Origin of the sequence: Pseudomonas sp. TH39(2020) (assembly GCF_016650715.1) — a bacterium.
Lineage (GTDB): Bacteria > Pseudomonadota > Gammaproteobacteria > Pseudomonadales > Pseudomonadaceae > Aquipseudomonas > Aquipseudomonas mandelii_C.
Map to the genome: position 1 here is coordinate 203,284 of NZ_JAEKFF010000008.1, position 15,679 is coordinate 218,962.

At 59.3% G+C, this 15,679-nt stretch carries 16 protein-coding genes; 10 read left to right on the forward strand and 6 right to left on the reverse strand.

What is annotated here, in order from left to right; all coding sequences use genetic code 11:
• Window positions 1-395 precede the first annotated feature (395 nt).
• Window positions 396-2,072 carry an MFS transporter gene (locus JFU47_RS29220; protein ID WP_201187637.1) on the forward strand — a complete coding sequence of 559 codons (1,677 nt, stop codon included), beginning with the start codon at window positions 396-398 and terminating at the stop codon, window positions 2,070-2,072.
• 96 nt (window positions 2,073-2,168) lie between these two features.
• Here JFU47_RS29220 and JFU47_RS29225 read toward each other — a convergent pair whose 3' ends face one another.
• The gene (locus tag JFU47_RS29225; protein WP_201187639.1) at window positions 2,169-2,591 is read right to left on the reverse strand and encodes an HD domain-containing protein; all 423 of its coding nucleotides are present in this window, start codon (window positions 2,589-2,591) and stop codon (window positions 2,169-2,171) included.
• A gap of 54 nt (window positions 2,592-2,645) precedes the next feature.
• Complete coding sequence (locus JFU47_RS29230) at window positions 2,646-3,017, reverse strand: PH domain-containing protein (protein ID WP_123367934.1); 372 nt, start codon at window positions 3,015-3,017, stop codon at window positions 2,646-2,648.
• A 199-nt stretch (window positions 3,018-3,216) separates the two neighbouring features.
• Here JFU47_RS29230 and JFU47_RS29235 point away from each other — a divergent pair, with 199 nt between their 5' ends.
• The gene (locus JFU47_RS29235; RefSeq protein ID WP_201187640.1) at window positions 3,217-3,642 is read left to right on the forward strand and encodes a hypothetical protein; all 426 of its coding nucleotides are present in this window, start codon (window positions 3,217-3,219) and stop codon (window positions 3,640-3,642) included.
• A 17-nt stretch (window positions 3,643-3,659) separates the two neighbouring features.
• Here JFU47_RS29235 and JFU47_RS29240 read toward each other — a convergent pair whose 3' ends face one another.
• The 4 genes from JFU47_RS29240 to JFU47_RS29255 form a co-directional block, all read right to left on the reverse strand.
• Window positions 3,660-4,139, reverse strand: coding sequence for a VOC family protein (locus JFU47_RS29240; protein WP_140679391.1), 480 nt, complete (start codon window positions 4,137-4,139; stop codon window positions 3,660-3,662).
• Between the two features lie 162 nt (window positions 4,140-4,301).
• On the reverse strand, window positions 4,302-6,071 hold the full coding sequence (locus JFU47_RS29245) for a SulP family inorganic anion transporter (RefSeq protein WP_201187642.1): 1,770 nt from the start codon (window positions 6,069-6,071) through the stop codon (window positions 4,302-4,304).
• 49 nt (window positions 6,072-6,120) lie between these two features.
• Window positions 6,121-6,942, reverse strand: a complete 822-nt coding sequence (gene ppk2 / locus JFU47_RS29250; RefSeq protein WP_201187643.1) for a polyphosphate kinase 2 — start codon at window positions 6,940-6,942, stop codon at window positions 6,121-6,123.
• 58 nt (window positions 6,943-7,000) lie between these two features.
• Complete coding sequence (locus JFU47_RS29255; protein WP_201187645.1) at window positions 7,001-7,663, reverse strand: hypothetical protein; 663 nt, start codon at window positions 7,661-7,663, stop codon at window positions 7,001-7,003.
• Between the two features lie 392 nt (window positions 7,664-8,055).
• On the opposite strand from JFU47_RS29255, the gene JFU47_RS29260 reads away from it, so the two are divergent.
• From JFU47_RS29260 to JFU47_RS29295, 8 genes are all read left to right on the forward strand, one after another.
• On the forward strand, window positions 8,056-9,366 hold the full coding sequence (locus tag JFU47_RS29260; protein ID WP_140679405.1) for a flavin-containing monooxygenase: 1,311 nt from the start codon (window positions 8,056-8,058) through the stop codon (window positions 9,364-9,366).
• A gap of 24 nt (window positions 9,367-9,390) precedes the next feature.
• Window positions 9,391-9,807, forward strand: a complete 417-nt coding sequence (locus tag JFU47_RS29265; protein ID WP_008027166.1) for a RidA family protein — start codon at window positions 9,391-9,393, stop codon at window positions 9,805-9,807.
• 165 nt (window positions 9,808-9,972) lie between these two features.
• On the forward strand, window positions 9,973-10,650 hold the full coding sequence (locus JFU47_RS29270) for a DUF1028 domain-containing protein (RefSeq protein ID WP_201187646.1): 678 nt from the start codon (window positions 9,973-9,975) through the stop codon (window positions 10,648-10,650).
• Window positions 10,647-11,795 carry an acetylornithine deacetylase gene (gene argE / locus JFU47_RS29275; RefSeq protein WP_201187648.1) on the forward strand — a complete coding sequence of 383 codons (1,149 nt, stop codon included), beginning with the start codon at window positions 10,647-10,649 and terminating at the stop codon, window positions 11,793-11,795. The genes JFU47_RS29270 and argE overlap by 4 nt, the downstream gene beginning before the upstream one ends.
• 348 nt (window positions 11,796-12,143) lie before the next feature.
• Window positions 12,144-13,559: a purine-cytosine permease family protein gene (locus JFU47_RS29280; RefSeq protein WP_201187649.1), complete on the forward strand. Its 1,416-nt coding sequence runs from the start codon at window positions 12,144-12,146 to the stop codon at window positions 13,557-13,559.
• Window positions 13,560-13,751: 192 nt separating this feature from the next.
• Window positions 13,752-13,970, forward strand: a complete 219-nt coding sequence (locus tag JFU47_RS29285; protein ID WP_201187651.1) for a PLD nuclease N-terminal domain-containing protein — start codon at window positions 13,752-13,754, stop codon at window positions 13,968-13,970.
• A 680-nt stretch (window positions 13,971-14,650) separates the two neighbouring features.
• A complete protein-coding gene (locus JFU47_RS29290) occupies window positions 14,651-14,944 on the forward strand; it encodes a fructose-bisphosphate aldolase (RefSeq protein ID WP_201187652.1) in 294 nt (97 codons plus the stop codon).
• Between the two features lie 266 nt (window positions 14,945-15,210).
• Window positions 15,211-15,603 carry an Imm41 family immunity protein gene (locus JFU47_RS29295; protein WP_201187654.1) on the forward strand — a complete coding sequence of 131 codons (393 nt, stop codon included), beginning with the start codon at window positions 15,211-15,213 and terminating at the stop codon, window positions 15,601-15,603.
• Window positions 15,604-15,679: the final 76 nt, after the last annotated feature.

The following is a 15,679-nucleotide window of genomic DNA, read 5'->3' on the forward strand; positions in this document are numbered from 1 at the left end:
AGTTCCTTCAGAGGCGATTGTGGTAGGTCGCTATCCTCCTCCGTTGCCGAAAAAACAGAACGTGCATTCCTTGATGGTGATTATTGATCAAACGAATGGTTCCTCCATGCTTTTGCGACTGAGGGAATCAGCCGTTCACGACGACCGTCCGGATGCTCGATTTGTTCACCGGTCAGTCGCAGGCGACGGTCGCTGAGGGAGTCATAGCGTGATGGCGAGTGGATATCTGCGCGAAGCCGATTATGCTTCAAGAAACCTTGCAGCGATGCGAGGCCATCAGCCTGTGTGCATGCTTCGCGCAATTCGTCATCCGATGACTTCAGCCCCAGGGCCTGGGTGCGGCAAAAAAGGTAGTGAGGTACTCCGGCCTACAACAAGAACGACGGAGAAGACTCATGGCCACAATCGACAGTACAACCACGGGCAGCGCGCCCCACCACGGGATCACCAAAGAGGAGCGCAAGGTCATTTTTGCCTCGTCCCTGGGCACCGTGTTCGAGTGGTACGACTTCTACCTTTATGGGTCTCTCGCTGCGATCATTGCCAAGCACTTCTTCGCCGGCGTCAATGAGACAACGTCCTTCATCTTCGCGCTGCTCGCGTTCGCCGCGGGCTTCGCGGTACGCCCCTTCGGCGCCATTGTGTTCGGCCGCCTGGGCGACATGATCGGGCGCAAACACACCTTTCTCATCACCATCGTGATCATGGGTATCTCCACGGCCGTCGTGGGCTTTTTGCCCGGCTACGCGACCATCGGCGTGGCGGCGCCGATCATCCTGATCAGCCTGCGCCTGCTGCAAGGCCTGGCCCTGGGCGGTGAGTACGGCGGCGCTGCGACCTACGTGGCGGAACATGCGCCGAAAGGCAAGCGCGGCTACTTCACTTCGTGGATTCAAACCACTGCAACCCTTGGGCTGTTCCTCTCGCTGCTGGTGATCCTCGCCTGCCGAACCATTCTCGGCACCGAAGCTTTCGAGGCCTGGGGCTGGCGGATTCCCTTCCTGCTGTCGATCCTGCTGCTGATCGTCTCGGTGTACATCCGCTTGCAACTCAGCGAGTCGCCGGTGTTCTTGAAGATGAAAGCCGAAGGCAAGTCCTCCAAGGCGCCGCTGACCGAATCCTTCGCCCGCTGGGACAACCTCAAAATCGTGATCATGGCCCTGCTCGGCGGCACTGCCGGCCAGGCCGTCGTCTGGTACACCGGGCAGTTCTATGCGCTGTTCTTCCTGCTGCAGACGCTGAAGATCGACCCGCAGACCGCCAACTTGCTGATTGCCGGCTCCCTGCTGATCGGTACGCCGTTCTTCGTCATATTTGGCAGCCTGTCCGACCGCATCGGCCGCAAGGGGATCATCATGGCCGGCTGCATCCTGGCGGCAGTGACCTACTTCCCGATCTTCCATGCGTTGACCCAATACGGTAACCCCGACGTCTTCATCGCGCAGGAGAAAAACCCGGTCACGGTGGTCGCAGATCCCGGCCACTGCTCGTTCCAGTTCGACCCGGTGGGCAAGGCCAAATTCACCAGCTCCTGCGACCTCGCCAAGACCGTGCTGGCGAAGAAGGCCATTCCCTACAAGAACGTGAAGGCCGAACCGGGCACCGTCGCGCAGGTCCGCATCGGCGACAAGGTGATCCAGAGCTTCGAGGGCACCGGCATGCCAGGCGCCGACTTCAAGGCCAAGAACGACGCCTTCGCCGCCACCCTCGGCACCGCGCTCAAGGACGCCGGCTACCCCGAGAAAGCCGACCCGGCCAAGACCAACTACCCGATGGTGCTGCTGCTCCTGACCATCCTGGTGATCTACGTGACCATGGTCTACGGCCCGATCGCCGCCTGGCTGGTGGAACTGTTCCCGGCACGCATCCGCTATACCTCGATGTCGCTGCCCTACCACATCGGCAACGGATGGTTCGGCGGCTTTCTGCCCACGGTGGCGTTCGCCATGGTCGCGGCCACCGGTGATATCTATTACGGGCTGTGGTACCCCATTGTCATCGCCGTGATGACGGCCATTCTTGGCACGTTCTTCCTGCCGGAAACCAAGGATCGGGAAATTCATCACACCTAAGGCTGGCACCCGCCCTCTCCCGCCAGGGAGAGGGCCATCCAGAGACGATCAAACGGTCTACGCTGCGGGGCGCAATTGATCTATTTGTTCGGCTCGTCAGGAACGCAACACGCCAATCGCCCGCCGATATTTTTCAACGCGCTCCAGGTCTTCCCACGACGGCTGGGCGATCCGCGACAAGTCGCTGTTCTCTTCCAGATCCGCCAGTTTCACCACTCGGCCTATCGGGTTCTGCGCCGCGCGTTCAACGAAGGCTTCATAGGACTCACCCGGCACTTTAGTGACCGACTCGATGGCGGTCAGAACGGCTTCGCTGAAGCCTTCCTTGCGCAGGGCATCAAGGCTGATGCCGCAGTCCTCGACCACGTCATGCAGCACCGCGACGATGCGTTCTTCCAGCGTCGTGACCCGCAACATGACTTTCAACGGATGCAGGATGTAAGGGCTACCGCCCTTGTCGACCTGGCCCTCGTGCGCGGTGGCGGCGATGGAAATGGCGCGTTCCAGTGTTTGAGTCATCTCGCAGCTCCCAGGCTTGAATGCCTTAACGGTCGTTGGGTTAGAGCAACACCCTCAGCCCAACAGATGCTGTGAGATGAGTTTGGAAATCTCGACCATCGACGTCCTCCCAGTGAATTCAAACTTCACTTTGCCCAGCGCCGAGAAGTAGATCTCCAGCTCAGAATCCAGGTCGAAGGTGCCCGAGGTTTCCACGGAGTACGCGACGATGTTTTTGTAAGGCAACGAAGTGAAGTCTTTTTTGCTGCCGGTGATGCCTTGGACGTTGACCGCAATAATTCGTTTGTTGGTAAACACCACACCGTCGCGCATGGATTTATAGGCATCAATGACCTGCTCGCCGTCCAGCAGCAGCGCGGTGACTCGCTCCGCGTACTCGTTGTTTTGCTTGAGTTTGAAAAAGCCTTTGTTGTTGAAATCGATCATCCGCCATCCCCTTCCTTAAAGAGTGTTCCCTGGATTGCCAGCGCGTGGCGCGGCGAGCATACCATCGGGCCTGCGCTTTTTGCGCCCCCTCCCACAGCGGATCTGAAAAACCAATGGAACCCCGCGCCTCATCGCGTTTTCGAAACCCTATCAGCGCCGATCTTTGATCAAACAAGGCGCCATTGGAGAGGAAATCCCGATGAACAGTAGACTGCTGTTTCTGCTTGCCAGCCTGAGCCCCACCCTGGTCATGGCTGAAGGCTGTGACGTGCTGACCCGCTCCCAAAGCCCTTCCGTGCCGGTGGTCGAAACGCATAGCTGCTATGAGTACGAAGGCATGCCGGTGAACGCCATCGATTGGTCATGCAGCAACGAGAGCAAGGAAATGCTGACCAGCACCAAGAAAAAAGTCGAACAGTGCGCCGATCATTCTCAGGCCACTTGCATCGCGACGTTGACGCAAGAATCGCTGGCCAATCCTCACTCCACCAGCAAGGACAAGAACAGCACATCGCTGAATATTCCGAACAATGCTCAGGTCACTACGTATTACTACGGCGCTGAGCATTTGGGTCAGGCGAAAATTGATTGCGAGTCGGGCGGTGGTCACTGGAAAGCGCAGTAGCCCCCAAGCAGCGTCAGCTAACCCTTAACTGCCGCTTCAATCCCAGCGATGTCGATCTTTCCCATTTCCATCATGGCGTCGAACGCGCGCTTGGCCGCTGCTTGATCAGGATTGGTTATCGCGGCGGTCAGAACGCGTGGTGTGATCTGCCATGACAATCCCCACTTGTCCTGGCACCAGCCGCATACATTTTCCTGGCCGCCATTTCCGACAATCGCGTTCCACAAGCGATCCGTTTCGGCTTGGTCGTCGGTTGCAACCTGGAACGAAAAAGCCTGGTTGTGCTTGATTGACGAGCCCCCGTTCAGTCCGAGGCAAGGGATGCCCATCACCGTGAACTCGACCGTCAGGACATCGCCCTGCTTGCCTGCCGGATAGTCGCCAGGCGCGCGAAGGACAGCGCCCACAGCGCTATCGGGAAACGTCTCGGCGTAGAACGTCGCAGCGTCCAACGCGGTGCCGTCGTACCACAGACAAATCGTGTTTTTGCTGATCATCTTGGTTCTCCAGAATCGGAATGGGTCCGTGCATTCTGGTATGGATTCTCTCTTCGTACACCTTGAAGGTAGAACGCCCCAAGCAACTCGGCGTCCAACCGGGCGATCCAGTCAATCTGGACAACGCTGAGAAAGACCGTCGCTGAGTGACTTCAATATCACTCAGCGCGCCCTATCCACCGGATGGATCACGAGGTAGCTGTCGACGGCATCGTCGATGGTTGGAAAGAACGCCGTTTCGCCAAACCGTGCGAAAAGCCCGAATCGCTTCAGCTTGTCCTTGACCGGGTCCTTCATCTCGGCCACGCACAACTTGATGCCCGCCGCGTGCAAGGTGTCGTCCAGTTCAGCCAACACGTCGGCAGAGGTCACGTCCACACTGGTGACCGGTTCGGCCGCAACGACCAACCAGCGCACGGGCGTAGGCGATGTCGCCACTGCGCCGAGCACTCGCTCATTGAACAGTTCGGCGTTGGCGAAAAACAACGGCGCATCCCAGCGAAACAGCACCAGGCCGGGTATAAGGTGCGCGTCGGGATAGCGCTGGATGTCGTGGTAACCCTTGATGCCATCGACTCGCCCCAGTACCGCGGAATACGGCCGCCAGCCATCCCACAGAAATTCGATGACGGCGATCACGATAGCCAGCCCGATGCCCTCGATCGCACCGAACACGGCCACACCGACGGTGCAGACGATCGACAACCAGAACTCCCAGCGCTGGATGCGATAAATGCGTCGCAGGTCGGCCACTTCAAACAGGCCGATGGCCGACGCGATGACCACCGCTGCCAATGCGCTGTTGGGCAAATTCTGCAACAGGTTCGGCGCCACCACCAGCAGCAGGGCAACAGCCAACGCGCCGACAACGCCGGTCAACTGGGTTTTGGCGCCTGCGGCTTCAGCCACGGGGGTACGTGAAGAACTGCTGCTGATGGGAAAACCCTGGAAAAACCCAGCCGCCAGATTGGCAAAACCCAGCCCTGCCATCTCCTGGTTCGGATCGACATAGGTACGGGTCCGCGCGGCATAGACACGCGAGAGCACGCTGGTGTCGGCGAACGACACCAGGGCGACGGCGCAACCGCCGATGAGCACGGGGACAATATCGGCGCGGAAGAGCCAAGGGATGGCGAACGCCGGTAAACCTTGCGGAAGAGAGCCCAGGACCGACACCCCGGCGCGCGAGCCAAGGTCCAGCATACCGACGGCGACAGTCGCGCCGACCACCGCGATCAAGATGCTCGGCACGCGCTTGTAGTTCTTGAGCAGCAGGATCACGACCAAAGTGGCGGCGCCGATCATGAACGCGATCCAGTTGGTCTTTCCTTGCATCACCGCGGTGGCGATGGCCCATATGTTTCTCAGCGGGCCGTCGGACTGAATCGAAAAACCGAAAACCTTGGGTAATTGGCTGATCAATACGGTCAGCGCAATGCCGTTCATGTACCCGTAGCGGATCGGTTTGGACAACAACTCCGTAATGAAGCCCAAACGCATGATGCCCGCCAGGATGCACACGACTCCTGAAACGATCGCCATCATGCCAGCCAAGGCGACGGCGCGATGTGGGTCGCCGCCCGACAGGGGCAGGACGACAGCCAGGATAACGGCGGCCAGTGAGGAATCCGGGCCCAGCACCAGAATCCGGCTGGGCCCGAACAATGCGTAAGCGAGTAGCGGAACGATGGTCGCGTAGAGGCCATAGATGCCGGGTACGCCCGATGCCACGGCGTAAGCGATGCCGACGGGCACCAACATCGTGGTGAGCACCAGCCCGGCCATGATGTCGTGACGCAACCAGGCAATCTGGTACCCGCGCAGCGTGCGAAGCCCAGGAAGCCAGCGGCCCAAACCGGTTTCGTCGCCGGTATTGCGGCGTGCAATCCGGCCCGGTTCCGGGACGGGAGGCAAAGCATCCGAATGGCTCATAGGGCGGTGGCCTTTAGGTGTACAGCGCAGTGTCGCTTACACGTGCCCGTCAGAATTTTTCGGGAATATGCCTAAGCGGATAATCCGGTTCGCGATAGCCGCCTGACTTCTGCCGCTTGGGCAATACCACCTTCTCACGCGCGACTTCTTTGTACGGGATGCGGCTGAGCACATCGGAGATGATGTTAAGGCGGGCCCGTCGCTTGTCGTTCGAGTTGGCGACCAGCCAGGGGGCATGTTCGGTGTCGCTCGCCTTGAACATGTCGTCACGCGCACGTGAATAGTCATACCAACGGCTGTAAGACTTAAGGTCCATCGGGGTCAGTTTCCAGATTTTGCGTCCATCCTTGATACGTGCCTGAAGCCGGCGGGTCTGCTCCTCTTCGCTGACTTCCAGCCAATATTTGAGCAGGATAACGCCCGAATCGACGATTGCGCGCTCTACAAGGGGGATGGCCTTCAGGAAGCCGGTAACCTGCTCTTTGGTGCAGAACCCCATCACGCGCTCGACACCCGCCCGGTTGTACCAACTGCGATCGAAGATCACCACTTCGCCGGCGGCGGGCAGGTGCGGCAGGTAACGCTGCACATACATCTGGCTTTTTTCTCGATCAGTCGGCGCCGGTAGCGCTATCACCCGAAAGACACGCGGGCTGACGCGTTCGGTGAGCGCCTTGATCGTCCCGCCCTTGCCAGCGCCATCGCGCCCCTCGAAGACGATGCAGACCTTGATGCCCTTGGCTTTTACCCACTCCTGCAACTTGACCAGTTCGACGTGCAGGCCGCGCAGTTGCTCAAGATATTCCTTGTTATTCAGCTTCGGGCTTTCAGCAGAATTACGCTTTGGGGCTTTTTTCTTGTCCTTTGCCATGACCAAGACCTCATAGATGCCAATCGCCGATAGATAAACAGCGTAGGTCGCTTTCTGCTCAGCCGCCGAGCGCGATGATCGCGGTGATGAGAACGGCCCCGGTGACTGCCATCGCAAGACCGCCTTGCCACGGTTTTGCACCGGCGTACTTCGCCAGCACCCAACCGGCGATGAACAGCACCCCGAGTCCGACCAGGTTAGACAGGCGTACGGCGAGCGCCGTCTGTTCAAGCAGCAGAAACGGCACCACCAGCGGGAATGTCGAGAGCACCACCAACAGGAAAACGCCGATGGCCCCCTTGAAATCATCCCAGCCGAGCAGCGGCTGCAGCGGCATCGCTGAATACTTGATCAGGCGGCGACGCAAAGATTCCAGCTCCTCAGGGCCGGCCGCTGCCGCGAGTCGCGGCGGTAAAGCCTGGGCAATGATCCCTTGCCCGGTGGCCGCATCGGCCGCGTCGCAAAGACTCGCGCGTAGTGTGCGGTTACGCGTGCGCTCGATCAGGGTTCGCAATAAATACATCACGGCGTCCGCGAGTCCCCAGGCGAGGTTACAGCCCAACGCCGCGATCATCATCGTGCGCTCCGCCTCCTCGCCAGCCGTCGCCACGCTGATGGTTCCCGTGAAGGTCATGGCCATGAGCAGGCCGAAGATGACCTCCGTGACTCGATCGACCGGATCAAGTATACGGGCCCGCTTTAGTTCTCCTGTGCTTTGCATGCGCTCATCCTCGCCACCGTTGCGTCAACGTGACCCTGATTTCAGCCGTGCCAGGATGGCCAGCATCCGCAAGCACATCCAAGAGCCTAGTCCAGACTTGCCCGCTCACAACGGAATGCATCGACAACGACTAAACTTTTGCCATTGAACCTTGTTTCCCAAGGAGATCGCTGTGAGCGCCGCGCCCCTGTCCGAACTCGATGCCGCCCTGCATGCGGATGCCAGCGCCTAGCGTTTAAAGGGAGAGCCACCGAACCAAACGCTCTGCATCAGTTATTTATACTCAAATGCCAGCTTAATAATATTTTACCGATACCAGGGTGATCCCTAGTCTTGACCCCAAGAAATGGCAGGCCGTTACCGACCTAAATCCAACTTCGAAGGGTATAGAGATGACCACTGAAAAAATAAAAACAGATACGCTGATTGTTGGCGCCGGTCAGGCTGGCGTGGCCATGAGTGAACACTTGAGCAAACTCGGGGTGCCGCACCTGGTGCTGGAGCGCAACCGTATCGCTGAACGCTGGCGCACCGGGCGTTGGGATTCGTTGGTGGCCAACGGTCCAGCCTGGCACGACCGTTTTCCCGGTCTCGATTTCGACGACCTCAGCCCCGACGACTTTGCCCCGAAAGAACGCGTCGCCGACTACTTCGAAGCCTACGCCAGGAAATTCAACGCCCCGATCCGCACCGGCGTGGACGTGCTGAAGGTTGAGCGCAATGTCGGTCGCCCGGGCTTCACCATTGAAACCTCTGAAGGCGTAATCGAGGCCAACCGCGTGGTGGCCGCCACCGGGCCTTTCCAGCGTCCGGTTATCCCGCCGATTGCACCGAAAGATCAGCCATTCACCCAAATCCACTCGGCCGAATACCGCAACCCGGCGCAGTTGCCCGAGGGTGCAGTGCTGGTCGTCGGCGCCGGTTCGTCGGGCGTGCAAATCGCGGATGAACTGCAGCGGGCCGGCAAGAAGGTTTACCTCTCGGTCGGCGCCCACGACCGCCCTCCTCGCGCCTATCGCAACCGTGATTTCTGCTGGTGGCTGGGTGTGCTGGGCGAATGGGATCAGGTCGCCATGAAACCCGGCCGGGAACACGTCACCATCGCGGTGAGCGGTGCACACGGCGGCCGCACCGTGGACTTCCGCGGGCTGGCCCATCGCGGCATGACGCTGGTGGGTTTGACCCAATCGTTCAGCGGCGGCGTAGCGACTTTTCAACCGAACCTTGCCGAGAACCTGGCGCGCGGCGATGAGAACTATCTGGCGCTGCTCAATGCCGCCGATGCCTACATCGAGCGCAATGGCCTGGACCTGCCGGAAGAACCTGAAGCGCGCATTACCTTTTCCGATCCGGAATGCGTGACTCACCCGATCCTTGAGCTCGACCTGGTCAAGGCCGGCGTGACCTCGATCATCTGGGCCACCGGTTTTGCCACGGATTACAGCTGGCTCAAGGTTGATGCCTTCGACGACAACGGCAAGCCGGCGCATCAGCGCGGCGTGTCGAGCGAGCCGGGCGTGTATTTCCTCGGCCTGCCGTGGCAGTCCCGCCGTGGGTCTTCGTTCATCTGGGGCGTTTGGCATGACGCCAAGTACGTGGCTGATCACATCGCCATCCAGCGTTCCTACCTCGACTACCACGACGCCGCGCAACGCGAGGCTGAAACCGTCCCGGCCGCCCATAAAACCACTGTCAGTGCTTGAGCCATTTTTCTTCAGGAGCTTCAAATGTCCACGCCAACCCATACCCGTATTCGCATGTTCAACACCAAAGAAACCTACCCGAACCAGAGCCTGGACAATGACCTTTGCCAAGCCGTCCGGGCCGGCAACACCGTTTACGTTCGCGGTCAGGTCGGCACCGATTTCGAAGGCAACCTGGTGGGCCTCGGCGACCCGCGAGCGCAAACCGAGCAAGCCATGCGCAACGTCAAACAGTTGCTGGAAGAAGCCGGCAGCGACCTCAGCCACATCGTGAAAACCACCACCTACCTGATCGACCCGCGTTACCGCGAGCCGGTGTATCAGGAAGTGGGCAAGTGGCTCAAAGGGGTGTTCCCGATCTCGACCGGGCTGGTGGTGTCGGCACTGGGGCAGCCGCAGTGGTTGATGGAGATTGATGTGATTGCGGTGATTCCTGAGTAAGCAGGTACACCGCGTCGCGGCCATCGCGAGCAGGCTCACTCCCACAGGGGATCTTCAGCGAACACAAAATCTGTGAGCGACTTCGATCAAATGTGGGAGCGAGCCTGCTCGCGAAGGGGCCCGCCCAGACACCCATTTCGCCAAGGCTAAACAAGGAACCAAACCATGACCTTTTCCATCGCCGCCCGTTGCCCCGAAACCGGTCAGTTCGGCATTGCGATCAGTTCCTCCAGCATCGCCGTCGGCGCCCGTTGCCCCTGGCTGCTGCCGGGTGTCGGCGCCGTTTCTACGCAAAACATCACCTTGCCGTCACTCGGCCCGGAAGCCCTCGCCCTCATGGAGCAAGGCCTCACACCTGCTGAAGCACTGGACAAAGTCCTGACCCGCAACGGCTACAGCCAATATCGGCAGATCACGGCGATTGACCACCTCGGCCGAACCGCGCACTTCAGCGGCGCACAAACCCTGGGCAACCACAACGCCGTGTCCGGCGATCAATGCGTGGCTGCCGGCAACATGCTGACGGACCGTGCAGTGATCGAGGCCATGGTCGAGGCATTCGAACATGGCGAGGGCCAACTGACCGACCGCCTGCTCGCAGCCATGAAAGCGGCCATCGCCGCGGGCGGCGAAGCCGGGCCGGTGCATTCGGCGGCGGTGGTGGTGGTCGGCGAATTGACTTGGCCGATCATCAACCTGCGGGTGGATTGGGCGGATCACGATCCAATCGGCCAGCTTGAGAAACTCTGGGACGCCTATCGCCCACAGGTTCAGGACTACATCGACCGCGCCCTCGCCCCTGACAAATCCCCTGGCTACGGTGTCGCCGGAGACGACCGATGAGCAACAGCCTCGATTTGCTGAAAACGTTGGTGGCCTTCGACACCACGAGCCGCGAATCAAACCTGCACCTTATCGAGTTCGTCCGCGACCACCTCGAACGCTTCGACGTGCCTTGCGAGCTGGTCTATAACGAGCCGCGCAGCAAGGCCAACCTGTTCGCAACCATTGGCCCGGCGGACCGGCCGGGCATCGTGCTGTCGGGGCACACCGACGTGGTGCCCGTCGACGGCCAGCCGTGGACCGTTGCGCCGTTCGAACTCACCGAGCGCGACGGCAAGCTGTACGGTCGCGGCACGGCGGATATGAAAGGCTACATCGCCTGCGTACTGGCCCTGGTTCCGTCACTGGTAAAGGCCACGCTGCGCCTGCCGGTACACATTGCGCTGTCCTACGATGAGGAAGTTGGTTGCCTCGGTGTGCGTTCGTTGCTGTCGGAACTGGAAAAGCGCCCGGTCAAACCGATGCTCTGCATCATTGGTGAACCGACCGAACTCAAACCGGTGCTGGGCCATAAAGGCAAACTGGCGATGCGCTGCGATATTCACGGCGAAGCCTGCCATTCGGCCTACGCCCCGCTCGGGGTCAATGCCATCGAGTACGCCGCCGAACTGATCGGTGAACTGGGACGGATCGGCAACCGACTCAAAGCGCCCGAGCATCACGACACGCGTTTCGATCCGCCCTTCAGCACGGTGCAAACCGGCGTGATTTCCGGCGGCAAGGCCTTGAACATCGTCCCCGCCGATTGCCGCTTCGACTTCGAAATCCGCGCCCTGCCCTCGCATGATCCGAGCGAGGTTGCGCAGGAGCTGAAGGCCTACGCCGAGCAGCAAGTGTTACCGCGCATGCGGGCGGTGAGTGAACAGAGCGAAATTCGCTTCAGCGAGTTGTCGGCGTACCCCGGTTTGGCGACCGATGCGCAGAGTGAAGCGGCTGAGTTGATTGCTGCATTCTGCGGCTCCCGAGAGTTCGGCTCCGTGGCGTTTGGAACGGAGGGCGGTCTATTCGACGCCGCAGGCATTCCGACTGTAGTTTGCGGCCCCGGCAGCATGGACCAAGGCCACAAACCCGACGAGTTCGTCAGCCTTGAACAACTCACAGCCTGCGACGCCATGCTCCATCGAATGCTGCAATCGATCAGCTAATTCGCCCCCACACGCGTCCCCTGTGGGAGTGAGCCTGCTCGCGATGAGGCCATGTCAGCCAATATCAATGCAGCTGACCCACCGCTTTCGCGAGCAGGCTCGCTCCCACAGGTTTTGTGCCCATCCAACGACTGGTATTCAACCCCCTCTGCACCCGCGCGGACGCCGTAAAACCAGCCATCACACCCTCCCCACACGACATACATTTTTTAGCGTCTATACCCACAAACTTACTAATTTATCTCTCACTCCCCACCGCACATCATCAACTCCAACAAGAAAAGCGTCGCCCCCCGCGCAGCGCTCACCGAAGTACGTCCACGTACTCAAATTGCCTTGGAGTCCGTCATGGTTACCGCAGCAACAACCTCCGCCCCGCTCATCGAAAAACACACCATCGGCTACGTGCCCCCCGAAGATCGCCACGGAAAAACCAAAGACCTGTTCACCCTCTGGTTCGGCGGCAACATCGCGCCGTTGCCCATCGTCACCGGCGCCCTCGGCGTGCAAATGTTCCACCTGAACCTGGTGTGGGGCATCGTCGCCATCCTCGTCGGCCACCTGGTCGGCGGCGTGCTGATGGCCCTGCACTCGGCGCAAGGCCCGCAAATGGGTATCCCGCAAATGATCCAGAGCCGCGCCCAGTTCGGCTCCCTCGGCGCACTGCTGGTGGTGCTGATCGCCGGCATCATGTACATCGGCTTCTTCGCCTCCAACATCGTCCTCGCCGGCAAATCCCTGCACGGCGTGGTCGACAGTGTCCCGGTGCCCGTGGGCATCGTCATCGGCGCCCTCGGTTCGGGCATCATCGGCATCATCGGCTACCGCTTCATCCATGTACTCAACCGCATCGGCACCTGGGTCCTCGGCGCCGGCATCGTGCTGGGCTTCGGCTACATCTTCACCCACGTGCAGACCGCCGACTTCCTCACCCGCGGCAGCTTCAACATCTCCGGCTGGCTCGCCACCGTCTCGCTCGCCGCGCTCTGGCAAATCGCCTTCGCGCCGTACGTCTCCGACTACTCGCGCTACCTGCCGGCCAACGTGCCCGTGGCCGCAACGTTCTGGACCACTTATCTCGGCACAGTGCTCGGCTCCAGCCTCTCGTTCATCTTCGGCGCCGTCGCCGTCCTCGCCACACCCGTGGGCATGGACACCATGGACGCCGTCAAACTCGCCACCGGCTCCATCGGCCCATTGATGCTCGTGCTGTTCCTGCTCAGCGTCATCAGCCACAACGCCCTCAACCTCTACGGCGCCGTGCTGTCGCTGATCACCCTGATCCAAACCTTCGCCTACCGCTGGATCCCCACCGCCAAAAGCCGCGCCGTCCTCTCGATCATCGTCCTCGCCGCCTGCTGCTTCGCCGCCGTCGGCGCCTCCGCCAACTTCATCGGCCACTTCGTCGACATGGTGCTGGTACTGCTCGTGGTACTGGTGCCGTGGACCGCGATCAACCTGATCGACTTCTATGCGATTCACAAAGGTCAGTACGACATCGGTTCGATCTTCAAAGTCGATGGCGGGATCTATGGCCGGTACAACCCGCAAGCGCTGTTGGCCTACGCGATTGGCATCGTGGTGCAAATCCCCTTCATGAACACGCCACTCTACGTCGGCCCCATCTCCGAACACATCAACGGCGCGGACCTGTCCTGGCTAGTCGGCCTGCTCATCACCTCGCCGCTCTACTACTGGCTGGCCAACCGCGACACCGCCTACAAACGCCGCCTCTCAACCGGAAAACTCGCCAACTCGATCTAACTAACCCCCCAATCCCCTGTGGGAGCGAGCCTGCTCGCGAAGAGTCCCTGACAGTCAACATCCATATCGACTGTCACACCTCTCGCGAGCAAACCCGTTTTCGCTTTGCCCGCCATCCCACAAAACCCCGAAATTTAATGAACCCCGCCCACACCTGCTCACCTAACTGAATGACTATCAGGAGGGTGACTCATGCGAACCGAAACGATCTGGATCGTACTCACAGCAATTCTTTTGCTCATCGAGTTATGGGCAATCAACAGAGTGCGCAAAGCCGAAGGCAAATCGAGCAACAAACTCTTGTGGATAGTGGTGATCGTGTTCGTGCCGCTGATTGGGGTGGTGGCATGGGCATTGGCTGGGCCGAAACACACCGAACACAACCCGCATTCGCCGCAGGCCAGGCAATAACGTTGGATGCTGTGCGGTAAGGATTCGAGAACTGCGCGAACTCAAACAACAAAGCCCCGAAGATTCGGGGCTTTGTTGTTTCCAGGCATTCAATCAGCGTGGAAACCACCGAAAGTCAAAATCTTCTGATCTTCCGATCCGAAAATCTTGTAGGAAACCACCCTCTGTGGCGAGGGAGCTTGCTCCCGCTGGCCCGCGAAGCCGACCCAAACCCTGCCGATCAGTTAAACAACACCCAACCCCTGTAGCAGCTGGCGAAGCCTGCGTTCGGCTGCGCAGCAGCCGCAAACCCGCCACACAAGGTCCACCTGACACTAAACAACCTCTGATTCCCGACTGTTTGTCAGCCGAATACAGGCTCCGCCATCAGCCACAAAACCCGAATTTACGTCCTACACACCCGTTTGCAGCCACCAAAATCGACGCCTATATTCGACCCGTCGCTGACCGTAGTTAGCGATTGGGTTTCGCAGCCCTACAGAATAGAATCAGCCGGCACCGTCATAAGACACCCAGGCGAGCTTCGCCTGCGTCGCAGTTTATGGCGGCTGTGCGTGGGAGACTTTCGAGTCTGCCGGGTTTGATTCTTTCCTGGTCTGCGAACCCGCGCACAGTTGCCACCCATTTTGTTTCGCAGCAAAAAGGTGGCAGTTCATTCCCTTCATAAAGAATCTTATCCAATGACAATGAACAATCCGCCCCGCCGCTTCACCCCAATGTCCCAATTCGCCACCGACTACCCCGTCCTCCTCATCGACAGCGACGCCCCACTCCGCGAACTCCACAACTGCGTTAGCGAACGCCTCAGCGCCGTCCTCAAGTACCTCAACCTCATGGCCTGCACCAGCCTCCCCGACTACGCCGAAAACGACATCAACACCGTCACCAACATCGCCCGGATCATGGTCCAGGATGTGAGCGATGTGTTTCGGGTGATAGAACAGCGTGGGTTTGATACCTCCAAAGGCCAGTGACCGAATTTCAACCCAAAAAAAACCCGCGTTGACGCGGTTTTTTTTATTACTTGATCATGTGCGGTAGTTCCAGCTTTTGATCTGGGGTGCTGGATTCAGAGGATTGTGACAGGCGACAATCGGCCAACACCGGACGTTCGTGACCACGCCTCACAAGCCGAAAAGCCAGCGTCAAGTTAACCTTGATACTCGAACCTTATTGCTCCGCATCGACCCAATCGCTACCCTTCAATGCTGCCAAGAAATGTGAGAAAGGACTTACCTAAATGGATGCTCATTCTGTAATCGCCAGAAATTTCGCTGGGTGCGAAGAGTACGATGACCAATCTTTCATTGGACGATTACATGAAGAATCAATTTGGGCTCACGATGACTACTTGATGGTGGAGTGGGCGCTGTATCAACTAGCAACAGACACATGCACCTCCCAAGAACTCTCTGGGAGGATTTTTCGCATTTTCAGCTACTGCTTTCTATTGTTCGGCTGCCACCTGGATCGTCGAGATGGCTTCAAGATCGAAAACCTTAAAAGAAAGGAGGTTTATGATCTTCGTGAAAGAATACAGCTGGTTTTTGAAGGTTTCTTCGCTCGAAGAATGCCAACTCCAAGCATTTTTTCCGCCCCCAATCCTCTGCTGGTCTCGAACCATCAGCATTGACCGCTTTGGGTCGATATCAGCCCTTCACCACCGTCAGCAATCGGCCGATTCTGTTGAAAAAGTAGGCCTTAGTTTC